This window comes from Acidocella sp. MX-AZ02 (genome assembly GCF_000306035.1).
Taxonomy (GTDB): domain Bacteria; phylum Pseudomonadota; class Alphaproteobacteria; order Acetobacterales; family Acetobacteraceae; genus Acidocella; species Acidocella facilis.
The window spans coordinates 704,686-723,137 of the sequence record NZ_JH976208.1; the positions used below are offsets into that span (position 1 = coordinate 704,686).

At 60.2% G+C, this 18,452-nt stretch carries 15 protein-coding genes; 7 read left to right on the forward strand and 8 right to left on the reverse strand.

Annotated elements, in window-relative coordinates; translation table 11 throughout:
- Positions 1-15: 15 nt before the first annotated feature.
- Together MXAZACID_RS11685 and MXAZACID_RS11690 are read right to left on the reverse strand one after the other, a co-directional pair.
- Positions 16-756, reverse strand: a complete 741-nt coding sequence (locus tag MXAZACID_RS11685; RefSeq protein WP_008494572.1) for an ABC transporter ATP-binding protein — start codon at positions 754-756, stop codon at positions 16-18.
- Complete coding sequence (locus MXAZACID_RS11690) at positions 756-1,751, reverse strand: ABC transporter substrate-binding protein (protein ID WP_008494573.1); 996 nt, start codon at positions 1,749-1,751, stop codon at positions 756-758. Before MXAZACID_RS11690 ends, MXAZACID_RS11685 begins: the two co-directional genes overlap by 1 nt.
- Before the next feature lie 89 nt (positions 1,752-1,840).
- On the opposite strand from MXAZACID_RS11690, the gene MXAZACID_RS11695 reads away from it, so the two are divergent.
- Positions 1,841-2,176, forward strand: coding sequence for a DUF1491 family protein (locus tag MXAZACID_RS11695; protein WP_008494574.1), 336 nt, complete (start codon positions 1,841-1,843; stop codon positions 2,174-2,176).
- A 38-nt stretch (positions 2,177-2,214) separates the two neighbouring features.
- Here MXAZACID_RS11695 and MXAZACID_RS11700 read toward each other — a convergent pair whose 3' ends face one another.
- Positions 2,215-3,189 (reverse strand): hypothetical protein, encoded by a 975-nt coding sequence (locus MXAZACID_RS11700; RefSeq protein WP_008494575.1) that lies wholly within the window; start codon positions 3,187-3,189, stop codon positions 2,215-2,217.
- Positions 3,189-4,598 carry an MBOAT family protein gene (locus MXAZACID_RS11705; protein WP_008494577.1) on the reverse strand — a complete coding sequence of 470 codons (1,410 nt, stop codon included), beginning with the start codon at positions 4,596-4,598 and terminating at the stop codon, positions 3,189-3,191. Before MXAZACID_RS11705 ends, MXAZACID_RS11700 begins: the two co-directional genes overlap by 1 nt.
- 112 nt (positions 4,599-4,710) lie before the next feature.
- On the opposite strand from MXAZACID_RS11705, the gene MXAZACID_RS11710 reads away from it, so the two are divergent.
- Genes MXAZACID_RS11710 through MXAZACID_RS11730 form a run of 5 tightly spaced genes read left to right on the forward strand, consistent with a single transcriptional unit; the run spans position 4,711 to position 10,072 of the window.
- Positions 4,711-5,850, forward strand: coding sequence for an ATP phosphoribosyltransferase regulatory subunit (locus tag MXAZACID_RS11710; protein ID WP_039885210.1), 1,140 nt, complete (start codon positions 4,711-4,713; stop codon positions 5,848-5,850).
- A 13-nt stretch (positions 5,851-5,863) separates the two neighbouring features.
- A complete protein-coding gene (locus MXAZACID_RS11715) occupies positions 5,864-7,153 on the forward strand; it encodes an adenylosuccinate synthase (RefSeq protein WP_008494579.1) in 1,290 nt (429 codons plus the stop codon).
- A gap of 34 nt (positions 7,154-7,187) precedes the next feature.
- Positions 7,188-7,604 (forward strand): GtrA family protein, encoded by a 417-nt coding sequence (locus tag MXAZACID_RS11720; protein ID WP_051060327.1) that lies wholly within the window; start codon positions 7,188-7,190, stop codon positions 7,602-7,604.
- Between the two features lie 49 nt (positions 7,605-7,653).
- Positions 7,654-9,090 carry an exopolysaccharide biosynthesis polyprenyl glycosylphosphotransferase gene (locus MXAZACID_RS17870; protein ID WP_051060329.1) on the forward strand — a complete coding sequence of 479 codons (1,437 nt, stop codon included), beginning with the start codon at positions 7,654-7,656 and terminating at the stop codon, positions 9,088-9,090.
- Positions 9,080-10,072 (forward strand): glycosyltransferase family 2 protein, encoded by a 993-nt coding sequence (locus tag MXAZACID_RS11730; protein WP_008494582.1) that lies wholly within the window; start codon positions 9,080-9,082, stop codon positions 10,070-10,072. The genes MXAZACID_RS17870 and MXAZACID_RS11730 overlap by 11 nt, the downstream gene beginning before the upstream one ends.
- On the opposite strand, the gene MXAZACID_RS11735 is transcribed toward MXAZACID_RS11730, so the two are convergent.
- The gene (locus MXAZACID_RS11735; RefSeq protein ID WP_008494583.1) at positions 10,053-10,955 is read right to left on the reverse strand and encodes a site-specific tyrosine recombinase XerD; all 903 of its coding nucleotides are present in this window, start codon (positions 10,953-10,955) and stop codon (positions 10,053-10,055) included. The genes MXAZACID_RS11730 and MXAZACID_RS11735 overlap by 20 nt on opposite strands.
- A gap of 48 nt (positions 10,956-11,003) precedes the next feature.
- Between MXAZACID_RS11735 and aroB the strand changes: the two genes are divergently transcribed.
- A complete protein-coding gene (aroB, locus tag MXAZACID_RS11740) occupies positions 11,004-12,662 on the forward strand; it encodes a 3-dehydroquinate synthase (RefSeq protein WP_083878693.1) in 1,659 nt (552 codons plus the stop codon).
- A gap of 51 nt (positions 12,663-12,713) precedes the next feature.
- On the opposite strand, the gene MXAZACID_RS18310 is transcribed toward aroB, so the two are convergent.
- The 3 genes from MXAZACID_RS18310 to rpsA form a co-directional block, all read right to left on the reverse strand.
- Positions 12,714-14,018 carry a lytic transglycosylase domain-containing protein gene (locus tag MXAZACID_RS18310; protein ID WP_256378779.1) on the reverse strand — a complete coding sequence of 435 codons (1,305 nt, stop codon included), beginning with the start codon at positions 14,016-14,018 and terminating at the stop codon, positions 12,714-12,716.
- 662 nt (positions 14,019-14,680) lie between these two features.
- The gene (locus MXAZACID_RS11755; RefSeq protein ID WP_008494588.1) at positions 14,681-16,261 is read right to left on the reverse strand and encodes a methyl-accepting chemotaxis protein; all 1,581 of its coding nucleotides are present in this window, start codon (positions 16,259-16,261) and stop codon (positions 14,681-14,683) included.
- A gap of 223 nt (positions 16,262-16,484) precedes the next feature.
- Positions 16,485-18,218, reverse strand: coding sequence for a 30S ribosomal protein S1 (gene rpsA / locus MXAZACID_RS11760; protein ID WP_008494589.1), 1,734 nt, complete (start codon positions 18,216-18,218; stop codon positions 16,485-16,487).
- Positions 18,219-18,452 lie beyond the last annotated feature (234 nt).

An 18,452-nucleotide genomic window follows, 5' to 3' on the forward strand; every position in this document is an offset into this window, starting at 1 on the left:
TGGTCATGGTTCTGGTCATGCTGGCACGGAACGCTGGAAGCATTCGGTGATTTGACTCACCATGGCATGGTAGGCGGGGCTGTTCCGGCGCTGTGCCTCATCCTGCAGGTCTGAGGTGATCGTCGTAAAAATCCGTCCGGGCCGGCTGGTCATGATGATGATCTGGCTGGCAAGATAGGCCGCCTCATATATTGAATGGGTCACGAAGATCACGGTCATGCGGTTTTCGCGCCACAAGGCGAGCAGGTCGTCCTGCAGACGGTGGCGGGTGAATTCGTCCAGCGCGGCGAAAGGCTCATCAAGGAGCAGCAAAGAGGGCTTGGAGACGAGGGCGCGGGCGATGGAGACGCGCATTTTCATGCCGCCCGACAATGATTTGGGCTTGGCCTGCTCAAACCCGGCCAGCCCCATTTGCTTCAAGATGGCAGAGACCCGTGGCATCGCAGCGGCCCGGCTCACGCCACGAAGCCGCAAGGGCAGATAGACATTTTCCGCGGCATCGGCCCAGGGCAGCAAAGTCGGGTCCTGAAAGACATAGCCGATCTCGCCGGTTGCCGGCGGCCCATTATGGCCCCAGTCGATCTCGCCCGAGGACGGGTGCTCCAACCCGGAGAGCAGACGCAACAGCGTGGATTTGCCGCAGCCCGAGGGGCCGAGCAGGGCGACAAAGTCACCGGGTTGGATCTCGGCGTCGATATCTTCCAGCGCCTTGGTGCCGGAGACGAATTGCTTCGCGACGTGGCGCAGTGAGATCATTAATTCTGCGCCGGCCGGCCGTGATCGACGAATTCCAGCGTATAGGCGCTCTTATAATCAAGCGTCTTGTCATACATTCCCGTGGCGGCCATCTGATTGAAAAAGCTTTTCCAGCGGGCATTGGTCATCGCGTAGATGCCTTGCGTTTTGGCGTCGCCGGAATCCACGATCCCCCTCTGCTTGAGTTGTTCGTACCCGAATTGCATCAACCCCTCTGTCATATCGGGGTTGGCGGCCTTGATCGCTGCAAAGGCTGGCTTGGGGTCTTTATAGAGGAAATCGTACCATCCCTGCGCGGAGGCGTCGATGAAGCGTTTCACCAGGTCCGGGTGGGTTTTCACCATCTTGTCGCTGGTCGCGATGAGGCTGGCATAGCCGTCAAACCCAGCGTCCGGCAGCGCCAGCACGACAGGCCATTCGCCCGTGGCCTGATGCACAAGATAAGGCTCGGAGGTGACGTAGGCTTCCTGGATATCGGTCTTGTTGGTCAGGAAAGGCGTCAGTGAAAATCCATAAGGCCGCAGCTGGGCGTCCGAGTAGCCGTATTTTGCCTTGAGGAAGAGCCACCAGCTGGCGCGTGTGTCGGTCGAGACCGCGATCGGTTTGCCTTTCAGATCGGCGAAGTGATCATCGCCCTGGCCTGGATGTGCGATCAGGCAGTCCGGATCTTTTTGAAAGCCGGCGGCGACCACTTCGTAAGGGATGTGTTCCTGCACGAAGTTCAGAGCCAGAAACGCGTTGGAGGTGATGTCGAAATCCAGCTTGCCCGAAATCAGCAATTGCGCCGTGTTCACCTGCGGTCCGCCCTGGAAGATGGTGACATCCAGCCCGGCTTTCTTATAAAGCCCTTCGGCGATCGCCTCGTAATAGCCGCCATATTCCGGTTCCGCGACCCAATCCAGGCCAAAGCTGATTTTGTCCGCCGCCCTTGCCGTGTTAGCGAATGGGATGAGAGCCAGGCTTGCGGCAATGGCGATACGCAGCGAGCGGAACATGCGGGCAACTCCAAACTCTTGAGTTTCAAACCAAGACCCGCGGCTTCAGGAGGGCGTCCTGCAGCAAGGGCATTTAAACAGGACTTACCATGGGCGATGTCAGGATCAAGGCGGCGATTTGGGTTGCGGCTTCATTGCGGCTGGGAACGCTGGACAATAAGCCGGGCGTCGTGGTCCGAAAGGGGGATCCGGATGCCGGTGGCGTGCTGGTGAAGCTCTATGGGCGTAGCGGTTCCATCGTCCTTAGCCAATTTCGCGACGTCGCCGGCGAGCTGGCCTGGATGCGCGCCACGGGTGCTGAGCCGGTCAGTGAACAGGTCGCCGACGATTATATCGCCAAGCAGACCCGTTTCGATCCTGATATCTGGGTGCTGGAATTCGACGCGCCGGATTATCTACCGCCGTTCGAGGCCAAGATTGTCTAAAGCCTCAAATTTTCGTTGTTGCGGGAAGCCTCATGCCTTCAGCCTGGGCATGTGGATGCCAACGCAGAGACGACCGGACGGGGCGGTGATACAGCTCTGTGGAGCATGCGGCCAAGCGCCCGGGCGACCATGATCGAATGTTTGAATTGGCAGGGCTGAACCAGATGTTCGGGCCCGTTGAAGAAATCAGCCGACGGATACCGGCTCTTGTTTTCGAGGTCGAGAAAATCCCCCCCGTAAATCCGGGCCACGGCGGCCAGCGTTGCGGGCCGAATATGGATGCTGGCCAGCTCCACCGGCCAACCGCCGATCACGATCACGACTTTGGCGCGTTGGCGGCTTATGAACCGCTCAATCAACCGGGTGCCGTAGCCGGTCTCGATATCCCGTGCGGTGAACGGATAGGAGGACGGGGCGGCGGCAAGCAGCGCATGATCGGCACCCGCCAGTTGGTTGTCGATCCGGTCTCCTTCGGCGTTATATTCCCGGTTGAGGCGATTTCTGTTCATCCTTGCCAGGGGCAGCTCCACCAGCGCCTCCAAGGCATCAGCCAGCGTACAGCAAAATAACGCGCCAGCCACACGCCCCGGAGGCAGTTTGAGCAGAGCGGACCGATCATGGCGAAGCAACATCTCGCCATCGGCGAAGGCGCGGTATTGCGCGGCACTCATTACGTACTGGCTGAACTCCATCGGCATATACACAATATCGCCGGGCCGCAGGGGCGCGTCATATCGGTTGAAGATTTCATCCAGCCCGAAGCCCACGGCGATTCCGGCATTTTCGCAGGGCAGTTCGAGCATCTGCCCGATCACCGCGCAACTGTGGGAGTAAGGTCCGTTGGATCCCGCCAAAATCACCAGCTTTGGGGAGGGTAGGCGGGAGAGTCGGCTGGCTTTTTGCTGCAATTCAGCGCGAAGCGGTCCCAGTGACAGCGGCCGGTCCAGCAGAAACCCGAACAGCACCGCATACAGCCCCACCGCCAGCAGCGCGTTTCGCACCAGCCTGCGCATCAGAACTGGAAATAAAGAAAAGGTATCGCGGACGGCGCGAAAAAGAGCGCTTGTGCCGTGAAGGCCAGGCTGGAGATCAAGGCGAGGCTGCGCCGTCTCTCGCTCATATGATCGAGAGACGGCAGACAGAGCGCGATGAACCAGCCCAGCGCCAGCATCATCACGCTCTGCGGCAGGCTAATGCTGCGTGCATCGCCAAGCCAGGGCAGCACGGGCACGATATGTCCCAGGCCTGGAAGAAGTGGCGCGAGCAGAGCGGGGACCGCCAGCCCATTCAACCCCGCGAGCCCCCGATACATTTGCGCGACGGCGGCAAGGTTTTGCGCGCGGAACGGGACCCAGGCCAGAAGCACGCACAGCAATGTAAGTCCCCATGAAACGCCTTTCGGCCAGCGCAGATGCCAGCGCCTGCTCCAGCCATGAAGCACCAGAAAGAGCCCATGTAGCCCGCCCCACAGCACGAAGCGCCAGGCCGCGCCATGCCATAAGCCCCCCAGCAGCATGGTGATCAACAGGTTGCGAACACGCTTGCCCTCGCCGTGCCGGTTGCCGCCCAAAGGGATGTAGAGATAATCTTTCAGGAACGAACTCAGCGTGATGTTCCATCGGGTCCAGAACTCACTGATATTCCCAGCCTGATACGGGGAACGGAAATTGACCGGAAAGCGGATGCCGAATAATTGCGCCAGGCCGATGGCCATGTCTGAATAACCGGAAAAGTCGAAATAGATTTGCAGCCCATAGGCCAGGAGCGCGACCCAGGCCTCGATCAGTGAAATTGGCTCGCCGCGGGCAGCGGCGGCAAAGCCAGGGCCGGCAAAATGCGCCAGCCCATCGGCGAGCACCAGCTTTTTTGCCAGCCCCAGAAGAAACAACTCAAAGCCTGCCGGCAGCCGCGAGCTTATGCCCTCGCGGGGTTCCAGCATCTTAAGTTGCGGCAGGATATGGCCGGGTCGCACCAATGGCCCGGAGATCAAATGAGGGAAAAATGCTACGAAACAGGCATAATCGAGCAGGGGAGGGGGATCGATCTCGCCTTTGGACAGATCGACCAGGAACATGATCTGCTGAAAGGTGAAAAAGGAAATGCCCAAAGGCAGAATGATGCCCTCAACCCCGAACATGCCGGCATATTTGAACCAGCCGAGCAGGCAAAGATTGAGGCAGATTCCGAGTGCGAGCCAGAGCCTGGTGTGCGGTGAGTGCAAAACCAGGCCCGCAACTGCGAAGTTTACGCCAATGGACCCGAGCAGCAGGAGCAGCAACTCTGGCCGCCACCAGGCGTAAAAGAACAGGCTGCATGCCAGGAGCCATAAAAGTGCCAACCGGCGGGACCGGCCGAGCAGCAGGAAGCCGCCCAACGCCACGGGAAGAAAGCCCAACACGAACAGCTTGCTGTTGAAGAGCATTTTTTAAACCCGTTAAGGTTGAGTAAGCGTTGCTTAACCCAGCCTTGTGCGCGCGTCCATTGGCCCCACTGGTTCATGATGGTATAGCGCCGCGCCAATTATCGGGTTGAAGATGAACGAGACGCCGAATATCCATCCCGCCCTGCTGCCCGCCGGGCTTGCCGACCTGTTGCCGCCGGAAGCGGAGCGGCAGGCGCGGTCTGTGGAAGCGATTATGGATTGCTTCGCGGCGCACGGCTATCAGCGCGTCACCCCGCCCTTGCTGGAATTCGAAGATTCCTTGTTCTCTGGCTCCGGTGCCGCCACGGTGGAGCAGACGTTTCGGCTGATGGACCCCGAAAGTCAGCGCATGATGGGTCTGCGGGCGGATATGACGCCGCAGATTGGCCGCATCGCGGCAAGCCGTCTCGCCACCGCGCCGCGCCCATTGCGTCTGACCTATAGCGGCCCTGTCCTGCATGTTCGTGGCACCCAGCTGCAGCCGGAACGCCAGCTCGCCCAGGCCGGGATCGAGCTGATCGGGAATGATACGGCGAGCGCGGATGCGGAGATCATCGTCACCGCGATCGCCGCGCTCGAAGCGCTGGGGCTGCGGGATCTCTCCATCGATCTGACCATTCCGCGCCTGGTGCCGAGCTTGCTTGAGGCCGTTCCGGCGCATCTGCATCCGGCGCTCGCTCACGCGCTGGACCGCAAGGATGCCGCTGCCGTGGCCGAGTTGGGGGGCGCGCAGGCGGATTTGCTGTTGAAGCTTCTGGAGGCCAGTGGTCCCGCGCAGCGGGCGGTGGCGGCGCTGCGGGCCATGGCGCTGCCGGAGGCCGTGCGCGGCCAGGCCGAGCGCCTGGGTGAGGTGGTCGCGGCGGTTGAGGCCGTGCTGCCGGATTTGCAGCTGACGGTCGATCCGGTTGAGTTCCGTGGCTATCGCTATCATTCCGGGGTGTCGATGACGCTGTTCGCAACCGGGCAGCAGATGGAGCTCGGGCGTGGTGGACGTTATGTGTGCGGCGATGGCGAGCCCGCGACCGGCATTACGCTTTATCCGGACAGCATCATGCGCCTGACGCCGCCCGCCACGCTGCGTCCCCGGCTTTATCTACCGTTTGGCTCCAGCCTGGCCGCGGCGCGCGCCGCGCGCGCTGAGGGGTTTGCGACCGTGCAGGGGCTTGCACCGCACAGCGCGCCTTGCGATGAAGCCCGCCGGCTTGGCTGCTCGCATTTCTTGTCCGAGGGTGTGATTACCGCCCTCTCCTGAGTAGGATTTTACAATGACCAACGTGACAATCATCGGCGCCCAATGGGGGGACGAGGGCAAAGGCAAGGTGGTGGACTGGCTCGCCAGCCGGGCAGACATCGTCGTGCGCTTTCAGGGGGGGCATAATGCCGGCCACACGCTCGTGGTGGGCAACCAGACCTATAAGCTCTCTTTGCTGCCGTCTGGCGTTGTGAACGGAAAGCTGGGCATCATCGGCAACGGCGTCGTCGTCGATCCGAATGCGCTGCTGGCCGAAATTGAGCGTGTCTCGGCTCAGGGCCTCAAGGTCACTCCGGAAACGCTGCGCATCGCCGAAAACGCGCCGCTGATCCTGCCCTTGCATGCGGCGCTGGACGCTGCCCGCGAGGCCGCCCGGGGCGAGCGCAAGATCGGCACCACCGGCCGCGGCATCGGTCCTGCGTATGAGGACAAGGTCGCACGGCGCGCCATTCGCATTTGTGATCTGGCCGAACCGGAAACGCTATCGGCCAAGCTGGATGAGTTGCTGTTACATCACAACACGCTCCTCGCGGGGCTCGGCGCGGCGGTGTTCAAGAAGGAAGATCTGCTGGCGGACCTGCTGGCGCTGGCGCCAAAGCTGCTGCCTTTCGCCGAGCCGGTCTGGGAGCGGCTGGCCGAGGCCAAGGCCAAAGGCGAAAAAATCCTGTTCGAGGGCGCGCAGGCGGTCATGCTGGACGTGGATCACGGCACCTATCCGTTCGTGACCTCCTCCAATACGGTCGCCAGCACGGCGGGCTCTGGTTCCGGCATGGGCCCGGATGCGGCGGGCCGGGTGCTCGGGATTGCCAAGGCCTATACGACCCGGGTCGGCTCCGGGCCGTTCCCGACCGAGCTGCATGACGAAACCGGTCAGCGCCTGGGCGAGAGAGGGCATGAGTTCGGCACCGTGACCGGGCGCAAGCGCCGCTGTGGCTGGTTCGATGCCGCCATGGTCCGGCAGGCGGTGAAGGTCGGCGGCGTCCAGGGGCTGGCGCTGACCAAGCTGGACGTGCTGGACGGCTTCCCCGAGTTGAAAATCTGCACGGGCTATATGATTGACGGCCAGCCTTACAAGCATTTGCCCGCGGCGATGTCCAAGCAGGCGGCGGCGATGCCAGTTTACGAGGTACTCGAAGGATGGACGCAGAGCACGCAGGGCGCGCGGTCCTGGGCGGAATTGCCGGCCGCGGCCATTAAATATGTCAAACGTATCGAAGAGCTCGTCGAGGCGCCGGTAACGCTGCTCTCCACCAGCCCGGAGCGTGATGATACCATTCTCATGCAAGATCCGTTTGCCGGTTGAGAAAACAGCTTTGACGGCCGCTAGCCCACTATATTTGCTCGATAAGATAGTGGGCTTCGGCTCTCGTTTGGGAGTCAGCGCATCGTTCCTGCGATTTGCGATCGTCGGAACGTTGGGTTTTTTGTGCGATACGGCAACGGTTTATCTGTTGCATCCTATAGTGAATTTATATGTGGCGGGGACGGTGAGCTTCGTTGTCGCGGCAAGCTTCAACTGGTTCCTCAACCGCATCTGGACATTTCGAGGCATTGACCATGCACCGCTGCATCTGCAGTGGGCAAAATTTCTGATTGCGAACTCGATCGGCTTTGTTGCCAATCGCGGCGTTTTCTTTTTCCTGGTTGCGTCGAGCGGCGTCGTTGTGGCTTATCCGATCATTGGTGTGGCTGCGGGTTCGCTCGCTGGACTGGTCTTTAATTATTTTCTTTCCAAAACGTTTGTTTTCCGGTAATACAACCTGAGGTAAAATTTAAAAATTTTACAACCTTTTGGTGTTTGCCATGGTTGAATATCGGGATGGATACGGTATGCGCGTGGCTTTAACTGATCGCTTGACCGCGCTTGTGAGACGCTTCGTTGCAGAACCGAGATCTGCATACCTCCTGCCGATAGCCGATTTTTTTATAATTCTCTTGATTCCTGGTGCGACACGGGCGCTGGGGGAGGCTAATGGCGACATGCTGCACTATGCCGGGCTGTGGGGCACGTTGGCGTTGTTGTCGGTCAGCCTCGCCGCATCCCATAGATGTTTCGAACTGCGTGCATCATGGCATGGCGGTGTCGTGGTCGCCATTTCGTATGTGGCGACAAGCTCTGCTGCCTTGGCTTTTGCAGCTTTTTTTGACCATTCGGCTGTCCTGACCGGGTATTGGACCGTTCTGGATCTCGCCATCACGCCGCTGCTGCTGCTTGGCTGTCATCTCTTGCTGAAGACTGCGCAACCGTCGAGACAAGTCTCTGAAGGCGTCTTCGTGGTTTGCCACGATCACTGCCCCGCTGACTTAGAACTCGCGTTAGCCCAACAGGAACAGCCAAAACGGATACTCGGCGTCCTGTATCTGGCGGAACTACGCGAACAAAGTCATTGGCCTGAATTTCGCGATCGCGATGATTTTATTGCGCGTTGCGCCAGCCAACGAAGGCGGGATGTTGTGTTCGTGCATCATTCAGATTTTGATGCATTTGAAGACGCTGCATTTTCGACGTTGTTGCGCGAGATCTTGTCGTTCCCGGTAAGGATCTGGCTTGCTTTCGATGTGTCGTTGAACATACCAACCTGCTTGCGCGGCGAAAGCGGCTCGTGCCGGATCGTTCCGGTTTTGACGGACGATCTTGTAACGTCAAATGATTGGACCAAACGCTGCTTTGATATCGTGGTTTCCACGCTGCTGCTCATTCTGTTTGTACCGATTTTGGCGGGGATTGCATGCCTTGTAAGCGTGAGCGGGCCGGGGCCGATTATATTCAGGCAGAGCCGCATCGGCGCGCAGGGACTGCCCTTTACGGTATTCAAGTTTCGTACCATGCGTCATGTGCGGAACGCGTGCTTTTCGCAAGCCGTTGCAGGGGATTTGCGAATTACGAAAATAGGGCGGTTCTTGCGGCGTACGTCGCTGGACGAGCTGTTGCAACTGATCAATGTACTCAAAGGCGACATGTCGCTGGTCGGGCCGCGGCCGCATGCACCGGAAACCATGGTCGAAGGGATAAGTTTCGAGCAGGCGCTGAAACTTTATAAGATCAGGCATCGCGTTAAACCCGGTATCACCGGCCTCGCGCAGATACGCGGACAGCGTGGAGAGACCAGAAAGCTCAGCGCTTTGGAAGGGCGCTTATCCAGTGATCTTGAATATATTCGGGCCTGGTCGTTGATGCTCGATATCAAGATACTTTTTCAAACGCTGCAAGTTCCATTCAGGCCGCATAATGCTGTCTGAGACTGTCCCGAAATTGATTGCCGGCCAGCGTCCGCCTGTCGGTGCCTATGACGCGGATATAACCATTCTCTGTTATAACAGACTTGAAGAGACAAAACAGGCCATCGCCTCAGCGCAAGCGCAGCGCGGGTGCAGCGCCCATATCTCGGTTTTGGACCAGGGCTCTTCTCCCGATACGCTGCGTGCCCTTGTGCGGATGCTCTCAGCTGTTGATAACTGCGCATTATACGCGGTCGCCGAGAATATCGGCGTTGCCGCGGGGCGCAATCTTCTGGCATCGCGCGGGCATGGGCAGATACTCATAGGGCTGGATAACGATGCTTGCTTTGCGGATCGGTTCGTCGTGGCCGGCGCCGTGCGTGCTTTTAGTCGATTGCCAGAACTTGGCGCGCTGGGTTTTGCAATATTGACGTCCGACGGGAAAGGGCCGGACCTATCGAGCTGGGGCTATGCGGACCGGCTGCTCGATCGATACCAATCAAAATTCGAAACCACCAAATTTGTCGGCGCCGGTTACGCGATCAGACGCGCAGCCTGGGCTTCGGTCGGAGGGTTTGACGAGAATTTCTTCTTTACCTGGGAGGAGTATGATTTCTGCCTCTCCGCGATCAGCCGTGGATGGCGTATTATCTATGATGGTAGCCTGAAGGTTCTTCATGCGACGGCAGGTGAAGCCAGGGTCGCATGGCGTGGAGACAGGATGCGCCATTATGTGCGCAACCGGCTTATCATAGGTCGAAAATGGCGGCAGCCCATGTCGGCTCTGCTGTTGTTCTTTTGTGCTTACGCGATGATTGCGGCTCGGCATGGCTGCCTGTCTGCGGCCTGGCAGGGAATGGTCGAGGCGCGACGTTTCCCCCTGTCATCGCGAAGGCGGATACCGCCGGCGATGCAAGTTTATTTGCGCCAGCACGAAGCACGGCATCGAGACCCGGTCTTTCACTGGCTTCATAAAAAGCTTTTCAGCCGTTTGCCGGCTTAGGCTTTGCCTCGCCAAGCGGATGATGCGCCTGCACCAATTTTTGCAGCCGCTCCGCCAGCACATGCGTATAAATTTCCGTCGTGGCGATATCGGCGTGGCCGAGGAGCTTTTGGACCGCGCGCAGATCGGCCCCTCGTGCCAAGAGGTGTGAGGCAAATGAATGCCTGAGAACATGAGGCGACAGGCGCGCCGGGTCGAGGCCGGCTTCCAAGGCGAGCTGCTTCAGAAGCAAGGCAAAGCCTTGCCGTGTCATCGGTTTGCTGGCATCCCGGCCGGGAAATAGATAGCGGGATTTGGCGCCACTGAAGCTCTGCAGGGCAGAGGCGGCGCGTCGTGCAGGCTCGGAAACGGGCACAATACGTTCTTTGCCGCCTTTCCCTTTGACCAAGAGAATTGCCGTATTCGGGTTGAACGCGCTGCGCTTCAGGTCCAGCATTTCGCTGATTCGAAGGCCCGTGGAATACAGAATTTCCAATCCGGCATGTGCCTTCAAACCGGGGCCACCATCCATCTGTTCGGCTGCGGCCAGCAAGGCATCGACCTCGTTTTCGCTGAGATATTTGGGTAGGCTTTTCGGCCTCTTCGGCGTGGGCATCTCGCTCGCCGGATTGTCATTCCTCACCCCCTCACGCAGCAGGAAGAGATAAAATTGCCGTAGGGTCGAGAGGCGCCGCGCCTGGGTTTTGGCGGCCATGCCGGATTGCGCAAGGCTCCGCAGATAGGCCGAGATGTCCGAGGCTTGTGCGGTCAGCAGCCCTTGCTGCGGAGGTAAAAATCCACAAAAGTCAATGATATCAGACTGATACGCGTTTAACGTGTTTGGGGCGGCACCGCGCTCTGCGGCGAGCATTTCCAAAAAGGCTTCGACTTGATCTTGCGCCATAATCTGCCTCTAACGCCGTTGAAACCAATGTGATAAGCGTCCACGCCGATGTCACTCAATAGTCAAACTGCGCCTGACGAAAGCGCGTCTCACATGGCACGAAGCATCGTGTTGGTCGGCCTGATGGGAGCCGGCAAAACAGCCATTGGGAAGCGGCTTTCCGCATTGTTGAAGCTGCCGTTTTTTGACGCTGATGAAGAAATCGAACGCGCCGCCGGGATGACGATCAGCGAAATTTTCAAAACCCATGGCGAGGCTTATTTTCGTGCTGGGGAAAAGCGGGTCATCAAGCGTTTATTGAGCCAAGGCCGGATCGTGCTGGCGACAGGCGGCGGCGCATTCATGGATGCCGAGACCAGAGCCACGATCCGCGAATATGCGGTTTCGGTCTGGCTTCGCTGCCCGATTCCTGTGCTCGTCCAGCGCACCTCCGGAAGAACCCACCGGCCGCTTTTGAATGCAGGCAATCCCGCGGATATTTTGAGCAAGCTTTCCGCCGTGCGTAGCCCGGTCTATGCGTTGGCCGATATCATCGTAGATGGATCTGAGGACCCCCCCCAAGTGACCACTGCCAAAGTCGCCCAAGCGCTGGAACAATATCGCGCGGCCCGAAAAGTTGACGTCGCGCTGTCCCAATCGAGCTATGAGGTCGTGATTGGAGACGGTTTGCTCGCGCGTGCCGGTGCACTGATTGCGCCCTTGCTGCCCCAGCCCCGCTGCATCATCGTCACGGATCAAACCGTCGCCGATCTGCATTTGGCGGGTTTGAAGGGGAGCCTTGACGAGGTGGGAATTGCCCATCAAGCCCTCATCGTGCCACCAGGGGAGGCTTCAAAAAGTTTCGCATGTTGGCACCGGCTCGTTGAAGACATGCTGGCCGCGAAAATAGATCGCAGAACCACAATCATTGCCCTGGGCGGCGGGGTTGTCGGGGATTTGGCGGGGTTTGCCGCGGCCTCCGTTATGCGGGGCGTTCCTTTCGTTCAGATCCCGACAACCTTGCTGTCCCAGGTTGATAGTTCAGTTGGCGGCAAGACCGGCATCAATTCCGCGCACGGGAAAAATCTCGTCGGCGCCTTTTATCAGCCTTTGGTGGTGCTGGCGGATACTGGCATCCTGGACACGCTGCCGGCGCGCGAGCGCCGGGCCGGCTATGCGGAAATCGTAAAAACTGGCCTGATTGCCGACCCGGCTTTCTATGAATGGTGCGAGGCCCATGCCGCGTCCTTGTTGGCTGACGACAAGCAGGCTCTGGCGCAGGCAGTCGAGTATGCCGTGCAGTTCAAGGCGCGCGTCGTGGGCGACGATGAGCGGGAAACCAAACCCAATGATGGTCGGGCGCTTCTTAATCTGGGTCACACCTTCGCGCATGCGTTTGAGGCCGAGACCGGCTATGGCGGCGAATTGCTGCATGGTGAGGCCGTTTCCATTGGGCTTGTCCTGGCCTCGCATCTCTCGGCTTTGCTGGGGCTGGCCCCTCAGGAGGATGCGCCGCGCATCGCCCAGCATTTGGCTGGGGTGGGGCTGCCCACCCGCATCGCCGGCCTATCTGCGGACAGGTTGTTGGCGCATATGAAGCTCGACAAGAAGAACCGCGACGGAAAACTCCATTTCGTGCTGACTCGCGGCATTGGCCGCGCTTTTACGAGCGGAGACGTTCCTGAGGATGCCGTTCGCATGGCGTTGATCGCCAACGGCGCCGTTTAGCTGGAGAAAAGCTCCCGGGGCCGACGTCATGGACGCCGCCCCGGGACTGGGTCAGGATTGCGCGTCCGGCGACAGGATCACGCATCCCGTTGGGCCGGTGGAAAGCCGATTGCAGGCATTGACCGCTTCGTCATGATGCAGCCCCACGAAGCGGGCGCGATATTTCGTGCCATCGCCGGTGTGGATGGTCATGACCATCGGCTGGGCTTTCATCAAAATCTGCGCGCCGGTCAGTTCCGCCATGCCAAGCGCGGCCTTGGCGTTGGAAGAGCTATCATAGGCCCCGACCTGAATGCCCCAGCTATGCTTGCCCGAGTTGAAATCCACGGGCTGAGTCGGCAGCGTCGCCGCCATGGCGGAGGGGACCAAGGAAAATCCATGCCGTGCCGGCGGGGGGGGCGGGGCCGGTAACGCCTGACTTGCGAACGCCACCTCTGTCCTGTGAATGACCGGAGGGGGCGCCGGCGGCGGAACCGGCAAGGCGTTTGGCGCGTAGATCGACGACGTAGACGCGGATGCGACACGCACAGGGATTTGTGCCCGCTGAGGCGCTGGGGCCGGAATGGCCTGTGGAGGGGCTTGCTCAGGCGTAATGGTCTGAGTTTGGATCTGCGCCGTTTGTACAGGTGCCGGCATGATGGACGAGATGGGAATTGAAACAGGCGCAGGTGAATCGTCCTCGGCCCCAGCGCGGGGTGCAAGCGAAGCAACCTCAACCGGCGCGGACAATTGCGATGCTGTGGGCGCTACCGGCGTAAACCCGTCTGGCAGAATGCCGCCACTACGTCCCATCGGCTCAGTGTTCAGGGCGAGCTCATCCGCAGCGGACCTGCGACGAGGGTAATAACCGCCAATATTGGGGGCGATCATAGCCACGTAGTTGATCGTCTCGCTTGGAAGAGGGCGATGATAATTGATGAACGAGTCCAGCCGCCCCGGGCCGGCATTATATGCCGCCAAAAATCCGGGCGAGCCGTAGATCTGATACATCTCATGGATATAGGCGGCGCCCGCCATGATATTATCATAGGGATTAAACGGGTCGTTTCCCAAGCCGTAGCGGTCAGCCATCTCCTGGTATGTTCCAGGCTCCAACTGCATAAGGCCCATTGCCCCGGCAGACGAGACGATCAGATGGCCGCCACTATATTCATGCCCACCTGATTCAACGCGCATGACCTGGCGGATCCACATTGCCGGAACATCGAAATGCGCTGCCGCGTCTTTAATGTAAGGTCCCCATGGATCGCTTGGCGGGCCTGGTGGATTATAATTATGGGCAGCGTGTGAAAGATAATAAGACGTGGATTCAGCGGCAGTGCGGCTGTTATGGCCACCCGCGCATGCCGAAAGCACAGCCAAGCTGCTGCATCCTGCAACCAGCCCAGGTCTGAATTTCGCAGCTTTCCGAGTGAAGCTGACTGCCAGCTTTCCGATAGCCCCCAAGATCTAAGCCTCCACGCGATTTATTGGCCACCACTTGAACTATTTAGCTCAATGATGGCTTAAACAAGGCGCTATAACCTCTTAAACGAGCTGGAAACTCGCGGCAAGAAAAACCTCGTCTTCTGTCGCTATCGGTTGTCGGGGCCGCATGCTAGCAACCAGATATGGATCGTGCCTGGTTTTCATTGATCATATTATCCGGTTGTCTGGCTGGCTGCGCCAGTTCCGCGCCGCCATCCTCCCCCCAGGCTATGTCTGGCTCCGGCGCCGCTTTGCGGGGTAAAATTCTGGTTGTACGCCAAGTTTCCGGCGGACAGGCTCTGGGGGCAGTGATGCAGGCGCTGGGGCAGGGGGATGTTGGCTCGTCCTCATCGGCTGACGAGATTATCGTCCAGTTGCCCGATGGCTCAGTCAAAACGCTGATCCCCCCGCCATCCTCCCCGCCGCAAAGGTTTTTCGTTGGCGAAGAGGTTTTCATTCAGGACTCGCCGGAGCTTCAGCTCGCGGCGCATTAGGGGAAAGCCTTTGGCATGGGGCTCTGGAGATTATTTTGACGCCCCTGCCGGCAATGTTTATCTGACCGTTTCCAAGGTTTTTCTGGCCTGTAAGGCCTCCGATTTGCGTGCTGCCAGTTTCGGGGCGGCTGCGGATCCAGCTTTTCCGGTGTTGAAGCGCGCCAGCTGCGCGGCAATGCCCTGGGCGGCTCTCTCCAGATTTTGGCTTGCCTCCGCCGCTTCCTGGGCCATCGCCGCATTGGCCTGGGTCATCCGGTCCATCTCGCCGATGCTGCTATTGATCTGACCCAGCCCCGTTGATTGCTCCTGGGCGCTGGCGGCGGTTTCACCGATGCTCCTGTTGATGCCATCGACATGCCCCGCGATCCGCTCCAGCGATTTCCGCGCCTCGGCCACGGCGCTAACCCCGGCGCCGACAATCCCTCCCGCCTCGCCAATCAGCGTTTTGATCTCTTTCGCGGCATCGGCGGAGCGCTGCGCCAGGGCGCGTACTTCGGTGGCGACAACGGCAAAGCCGCGCCCCGCCTCGCCGGCGCGGGCGGCCTCCACCCCGGCATTCAGCGCCAGCAGATTCGTCTGAAACGCGATTTCGTCGATGACGCCGATGATATTGGCGATTTTTGTGAAGCTTTCGTCGATTTTGCCCATCGTCTGCACGGCCTCGCCGGCCACCTGGCCGGAATTTGCCGTATCGTCCCTGGCCTTGCCCGCCATATTGCGCATGTCGGCGGAGTTCCCCGCGGATTTGCGGACGGTGACGGTGATCTCCTCCAGCGCGGCGGCGGTTTCCTCGAGGCTGGCGGCCTGCTGCTCGGTGCGCTGGGAGAGTTGGGCGGCGGACTGGCTGACCGTCGTCGCGTTGTCCAGGATGGTTTCCGCCGCGCTGGCAACCCCTTGCATCGTTTTGCGCAGCGTCGCCAGGGCGTTGTTGAAATCCACCCGCAATGTATCGAGGGAGGGCAGCAGCTTGTGGTTAACCTCGGCGGTCAGATCGCCTTGCGCCAGGGCGGCGAGCCCAGCCCCCACCTCCCGAACATTCTCCATGCGCGCGGTGAGGTCGGTGGCGAGTTTCACAATTCTGGCAACTTTGCCGGCATTATCAAAAACCGGATTATAGCTTGCCTGCAACCAGACAACCCGGCCGCCCTTGCCAATCCGTTTATACTCGGCGGACAAAAACTCTCCCTTTCCCAGCTTTGCCCAGAAATTTTCATAATCCTGGCTGGCCGCATAGGCGGCGTCCACAAACATGCGGTGGTGCCGGCCTTGGATCTCGTCCAGCCGATAGCCGATCGCGGCAAGAAAATTCTCGTTCGCCTCGATGATGGTGCCGTCCGGCCGGAAACTGATCACCGCCTGGGAGCGGTCGAGCGCTTTGAGCAAGTTTTTATCCGCCTCGGCCTGCTCGTGACTCGCGGTTGTGTCCAGCGCCAGCTTGATCACCCGTGTGACCTTGCCGCTGCGCCCGCGGATGGGCGCGTAGGAGGCTTGCAGCCATAAATCCCGCCCATCCTTGCGGCGGCGGTGAAACTCCCCGGTTTGGAGCTGGCCCGCCGCCAAGCTGGCCCAGAAGCCGCGATAGGCGGCGGAGGCGGCTTCCTCGGGCGTCACCAGAATCCGATGTGCCTGGCCGATCAAGCCGGCGCGAATTCGATCACCGCGTAGGATTTTGAGAGACCCTCCATCGCGGCAGCCGCGCGCAGCATCTGAAGCGGGGTTTTCATGGGCATTCACGCGCCTTTGGGTTGGTTCGACGCTGCGCCTTATCAATCAGCTTCATTAAGAAAGATTTGTCTTAAAAAAACAAAAAAACCCGGCAGCTTTCGCCGCCGGGTCGTATCCAACGCCTGTTCGGGCTGGATTAGTCTTCGGTCTGCTGGTTACGGCGACGGATCGCCGCCCCCAGAATGTCACCCAGCGAGGCGCCGGAGTCGGAGGAGCCATATTCTGCGATCGCGGTCTTGTCCTCGTCGATCTCCTTGCCCTTGATGGTCAGCTGCAGCTTGCGGGCCGCGCGGTCCACCGCGGTGATCTTGGCATCGACCTTGTCGCCGACGGCGAAGCGCTCGGGGCGCTGCTCGCCCTTGTCGCGGGCCAGCTCGGCGCGGCGGATGAAGCCGGTCAGCACGTCGTCCACCTTCACCTCGATGCCGTTGCTCTGCACGGCGGTCACGGTGCAGGTGACGATCTGGTTCTTGTGGATGCGATCCAGCACGCCAGCGGCCGGGTCGACCTCAAGCTGCTTGATGCCGAGCGAGATGCGCTCCTTCTCGACATCCACGTCCAGCACCTTGGCCTTGACGATTTCGCCCTTGCCGAACTTGGCAATGGCGGCCTCGCCGGTCTCTTCCCAGGAGAGGTCGGACATGTGGATCATGCCGTCGATCTCCGGGCCGACTGCGATGAACAGGCCGAACTCGGTGATGTTGCGGATTTCGCCCTCGACGATGGACCCGATCGGGTGCTCGTCCTGGAACTCTTCCCACGGGTTGCGCTGCACCTGCTTCAGGCCCAGCGAGATGCGGCGCTTGGAGGCGTCGACATCCAGCACGACCACTTCCACTTCCTGCGAGGTGGAGACGATCTTGCCCGGGTGGGCGTTCTTCTTGGTCCAGGACATCTCGGAGACGTGCACGAGACCTTCCACGCCCGGCTCCAGCTCCACGAAGGCGCCGTAATCGGTGATGTTGGTCACGCGGCCGGTCACCTTGATGCCCGGCGGGTACTTCACGTCCACCCCTTCCCACGGATCCGCCTCGAGCTGCTTCATGCCCAGCGAGATGCGCTGGGTGTCGGCATTGAAGCGGATCACCTGCACCTTGACCGGCTGACCGATGGTCAGGGCCTCGGCCGGGTGATTGATGCGCTTCCAGGCGATGTCGGTGACGTGCAGCAGGCCGTCGACGCCACCCAGATCCACGAACGCGCCGTAATCGGTGATGTTCTTGACCACGCCGTCGAGGATCTGGCCTTCCTTGAGGCCGGTGATCAGCTCGGAACGCTGCTCCGCACGGGTCTCTTCGAGGACCGCGCGGCGGGAGACGACGATGTTGCCGCGCTGGCGGTCCATCTTCAGGATCTGGAAGGGCTGGGCCACACCCATCAGCGGGCCGACATCGCGGACCGGACGGATATCCACCTGGGAGCCGGGCAGGAACGCCGTGGCGCCGCCGAGATCGACGGTGAAGCCGCCCTTGACGCGGCCATGGATGACGCCGTTGACGCGGGTCTGGACCTCGAAGGCCTTCTCAAGCTGGGTCCAGCTCTCTTCGCGGCGGGCCTTCTCGCGGGACAGCACCATGGCGCCGTCCTTGTCTTCATAACGCTCGATGAAGAGGTCGTAGACATCGCCGGGGTTCACTTCCGGCTTGGCGCCGACGGGGGCGAATTCGCGCAGCGGGACGCGGCCTTCGGACTTCAGGCCGACATCGACAATCACGTAATCGTCATCGATGCGCAGCACGCGGCCGGAGATGACGGAACCTTCAAAACCGGCATTGCCGCCGAGGGAGGCATCCAGGAGGGCGGCGAAATCATCGGCGCCGGTATAGGCCGGGGCGTCGGAATGACGCAGGGCAGTGGAGGAAGAAGCCATGTGGCTATATATGTCCTTGAAACAGGCTGAACTTTCAGCCCGAGACGGGTATGCGCGGCCAGAGCCTGGCAACGACTAAACAATCCCCCCACTCAGTTCGGGGATTGTCCGGTTTGACGATAGCCAGCTGTTTAGACCGGATCGGCGCAAAGTCAAGCAGAACCGCCATTTTTGGCTTCGTGGGCACCGCGTCCGGCGGACGCCTGTCAGGGCTTGGCGCCAGTCAGGGAGGTT

Excerpts from the sequence above, each read along its gene's own strand:
- MXAZACID_RS11685 (WP_008494572.1), bottom strand. The coding sequence starts at position 756 with ATGATCTCACTGCGCCACGTCGCGAAGCAATTCGTCTCCGGCACCAAG.
- MXAZACID_RS11690 (WP_008494573.1), bottom strand. The coding sequence starts at position 1,751 with ATGTTCCGCTCGCTGCGTATCGCCATTGCCGCAAGCCTGGCTCTCATC.
- MXAZACID_RS11695 (WP_008494574.1), top strand. The coding sequence starts at position 1,841 with ATGGGCGATGTCAGGATCAAGGCGGCGATTTGGGTTGCGGCTTCATTG.
- MXAZACID_RS11700 (WP_008494575.1), bottom strand. The coding sequence starts at position 3,189 with ATGCGCAGGCTGGTGCGAAACGCGCTGCTGGCGGTGGGGCTGTATGCG.
- MXAZACID_RS11705 (WP_008494577.1), bottom strand. The coding sequence starts at position 4,598 with ATGCTCTTCAACAGCAAGCTGTTCGTGTTGGGCTTTCTTCCCGTGGCG.
- MXAZACID_RS11710 (WP_039885210.1), top strand. The coding sequence starts at position 4,711 with ATGAACGAGACGCCGAATATCCATCCCGCCCTGCTGCCCGCCGGGCTT.
- MXAZACID_RS11715 (WP_008494579.1), top strand. The coding sequence starts at position 5,864 with ATGACCAACGTGACAATCATCGGCGCCCAATGGGGGGACGAGGGCAAA.
- MXAZACID_RS17870 (WP_051060329.1), top strand. The coding sequence starts at position 7,654 with ATGGTTGAATATCGGGATGGATACGGTATGCGCGTGGCTTTAACTGAT.
- MXAZACID_RS11730 (WP_008494582.1), top strand. The coding sequence starts at position 9,080 with ATGCTGTCTGAGACTGTCCCGAAATTGATTGCCGGCCAGCGTCCGCCT.
- MXAZACID_RS11735 (WP_008494583.1), bottom strand. The coding sequence starts at position 10,955 with ATGGCGCAAGATCAAGTCGAAGCCTTTTTGGAAATGCTCGCCGCAGAG.
- aroB (WP_083878693.1), top strand. The coding sequence starts at position 11,004 with ATGTCACTCAATAGTCAAACTGCGCCTGACGAAAGCGCGTCTCACATG.
- rpsA (WP_008494589.1), bottom strand. The coding sequence starts at position 18,218 with ATGGCTTCTTCCTCCACTGCCCTGCGTCATTCCGACGCCCCGGCCTAT.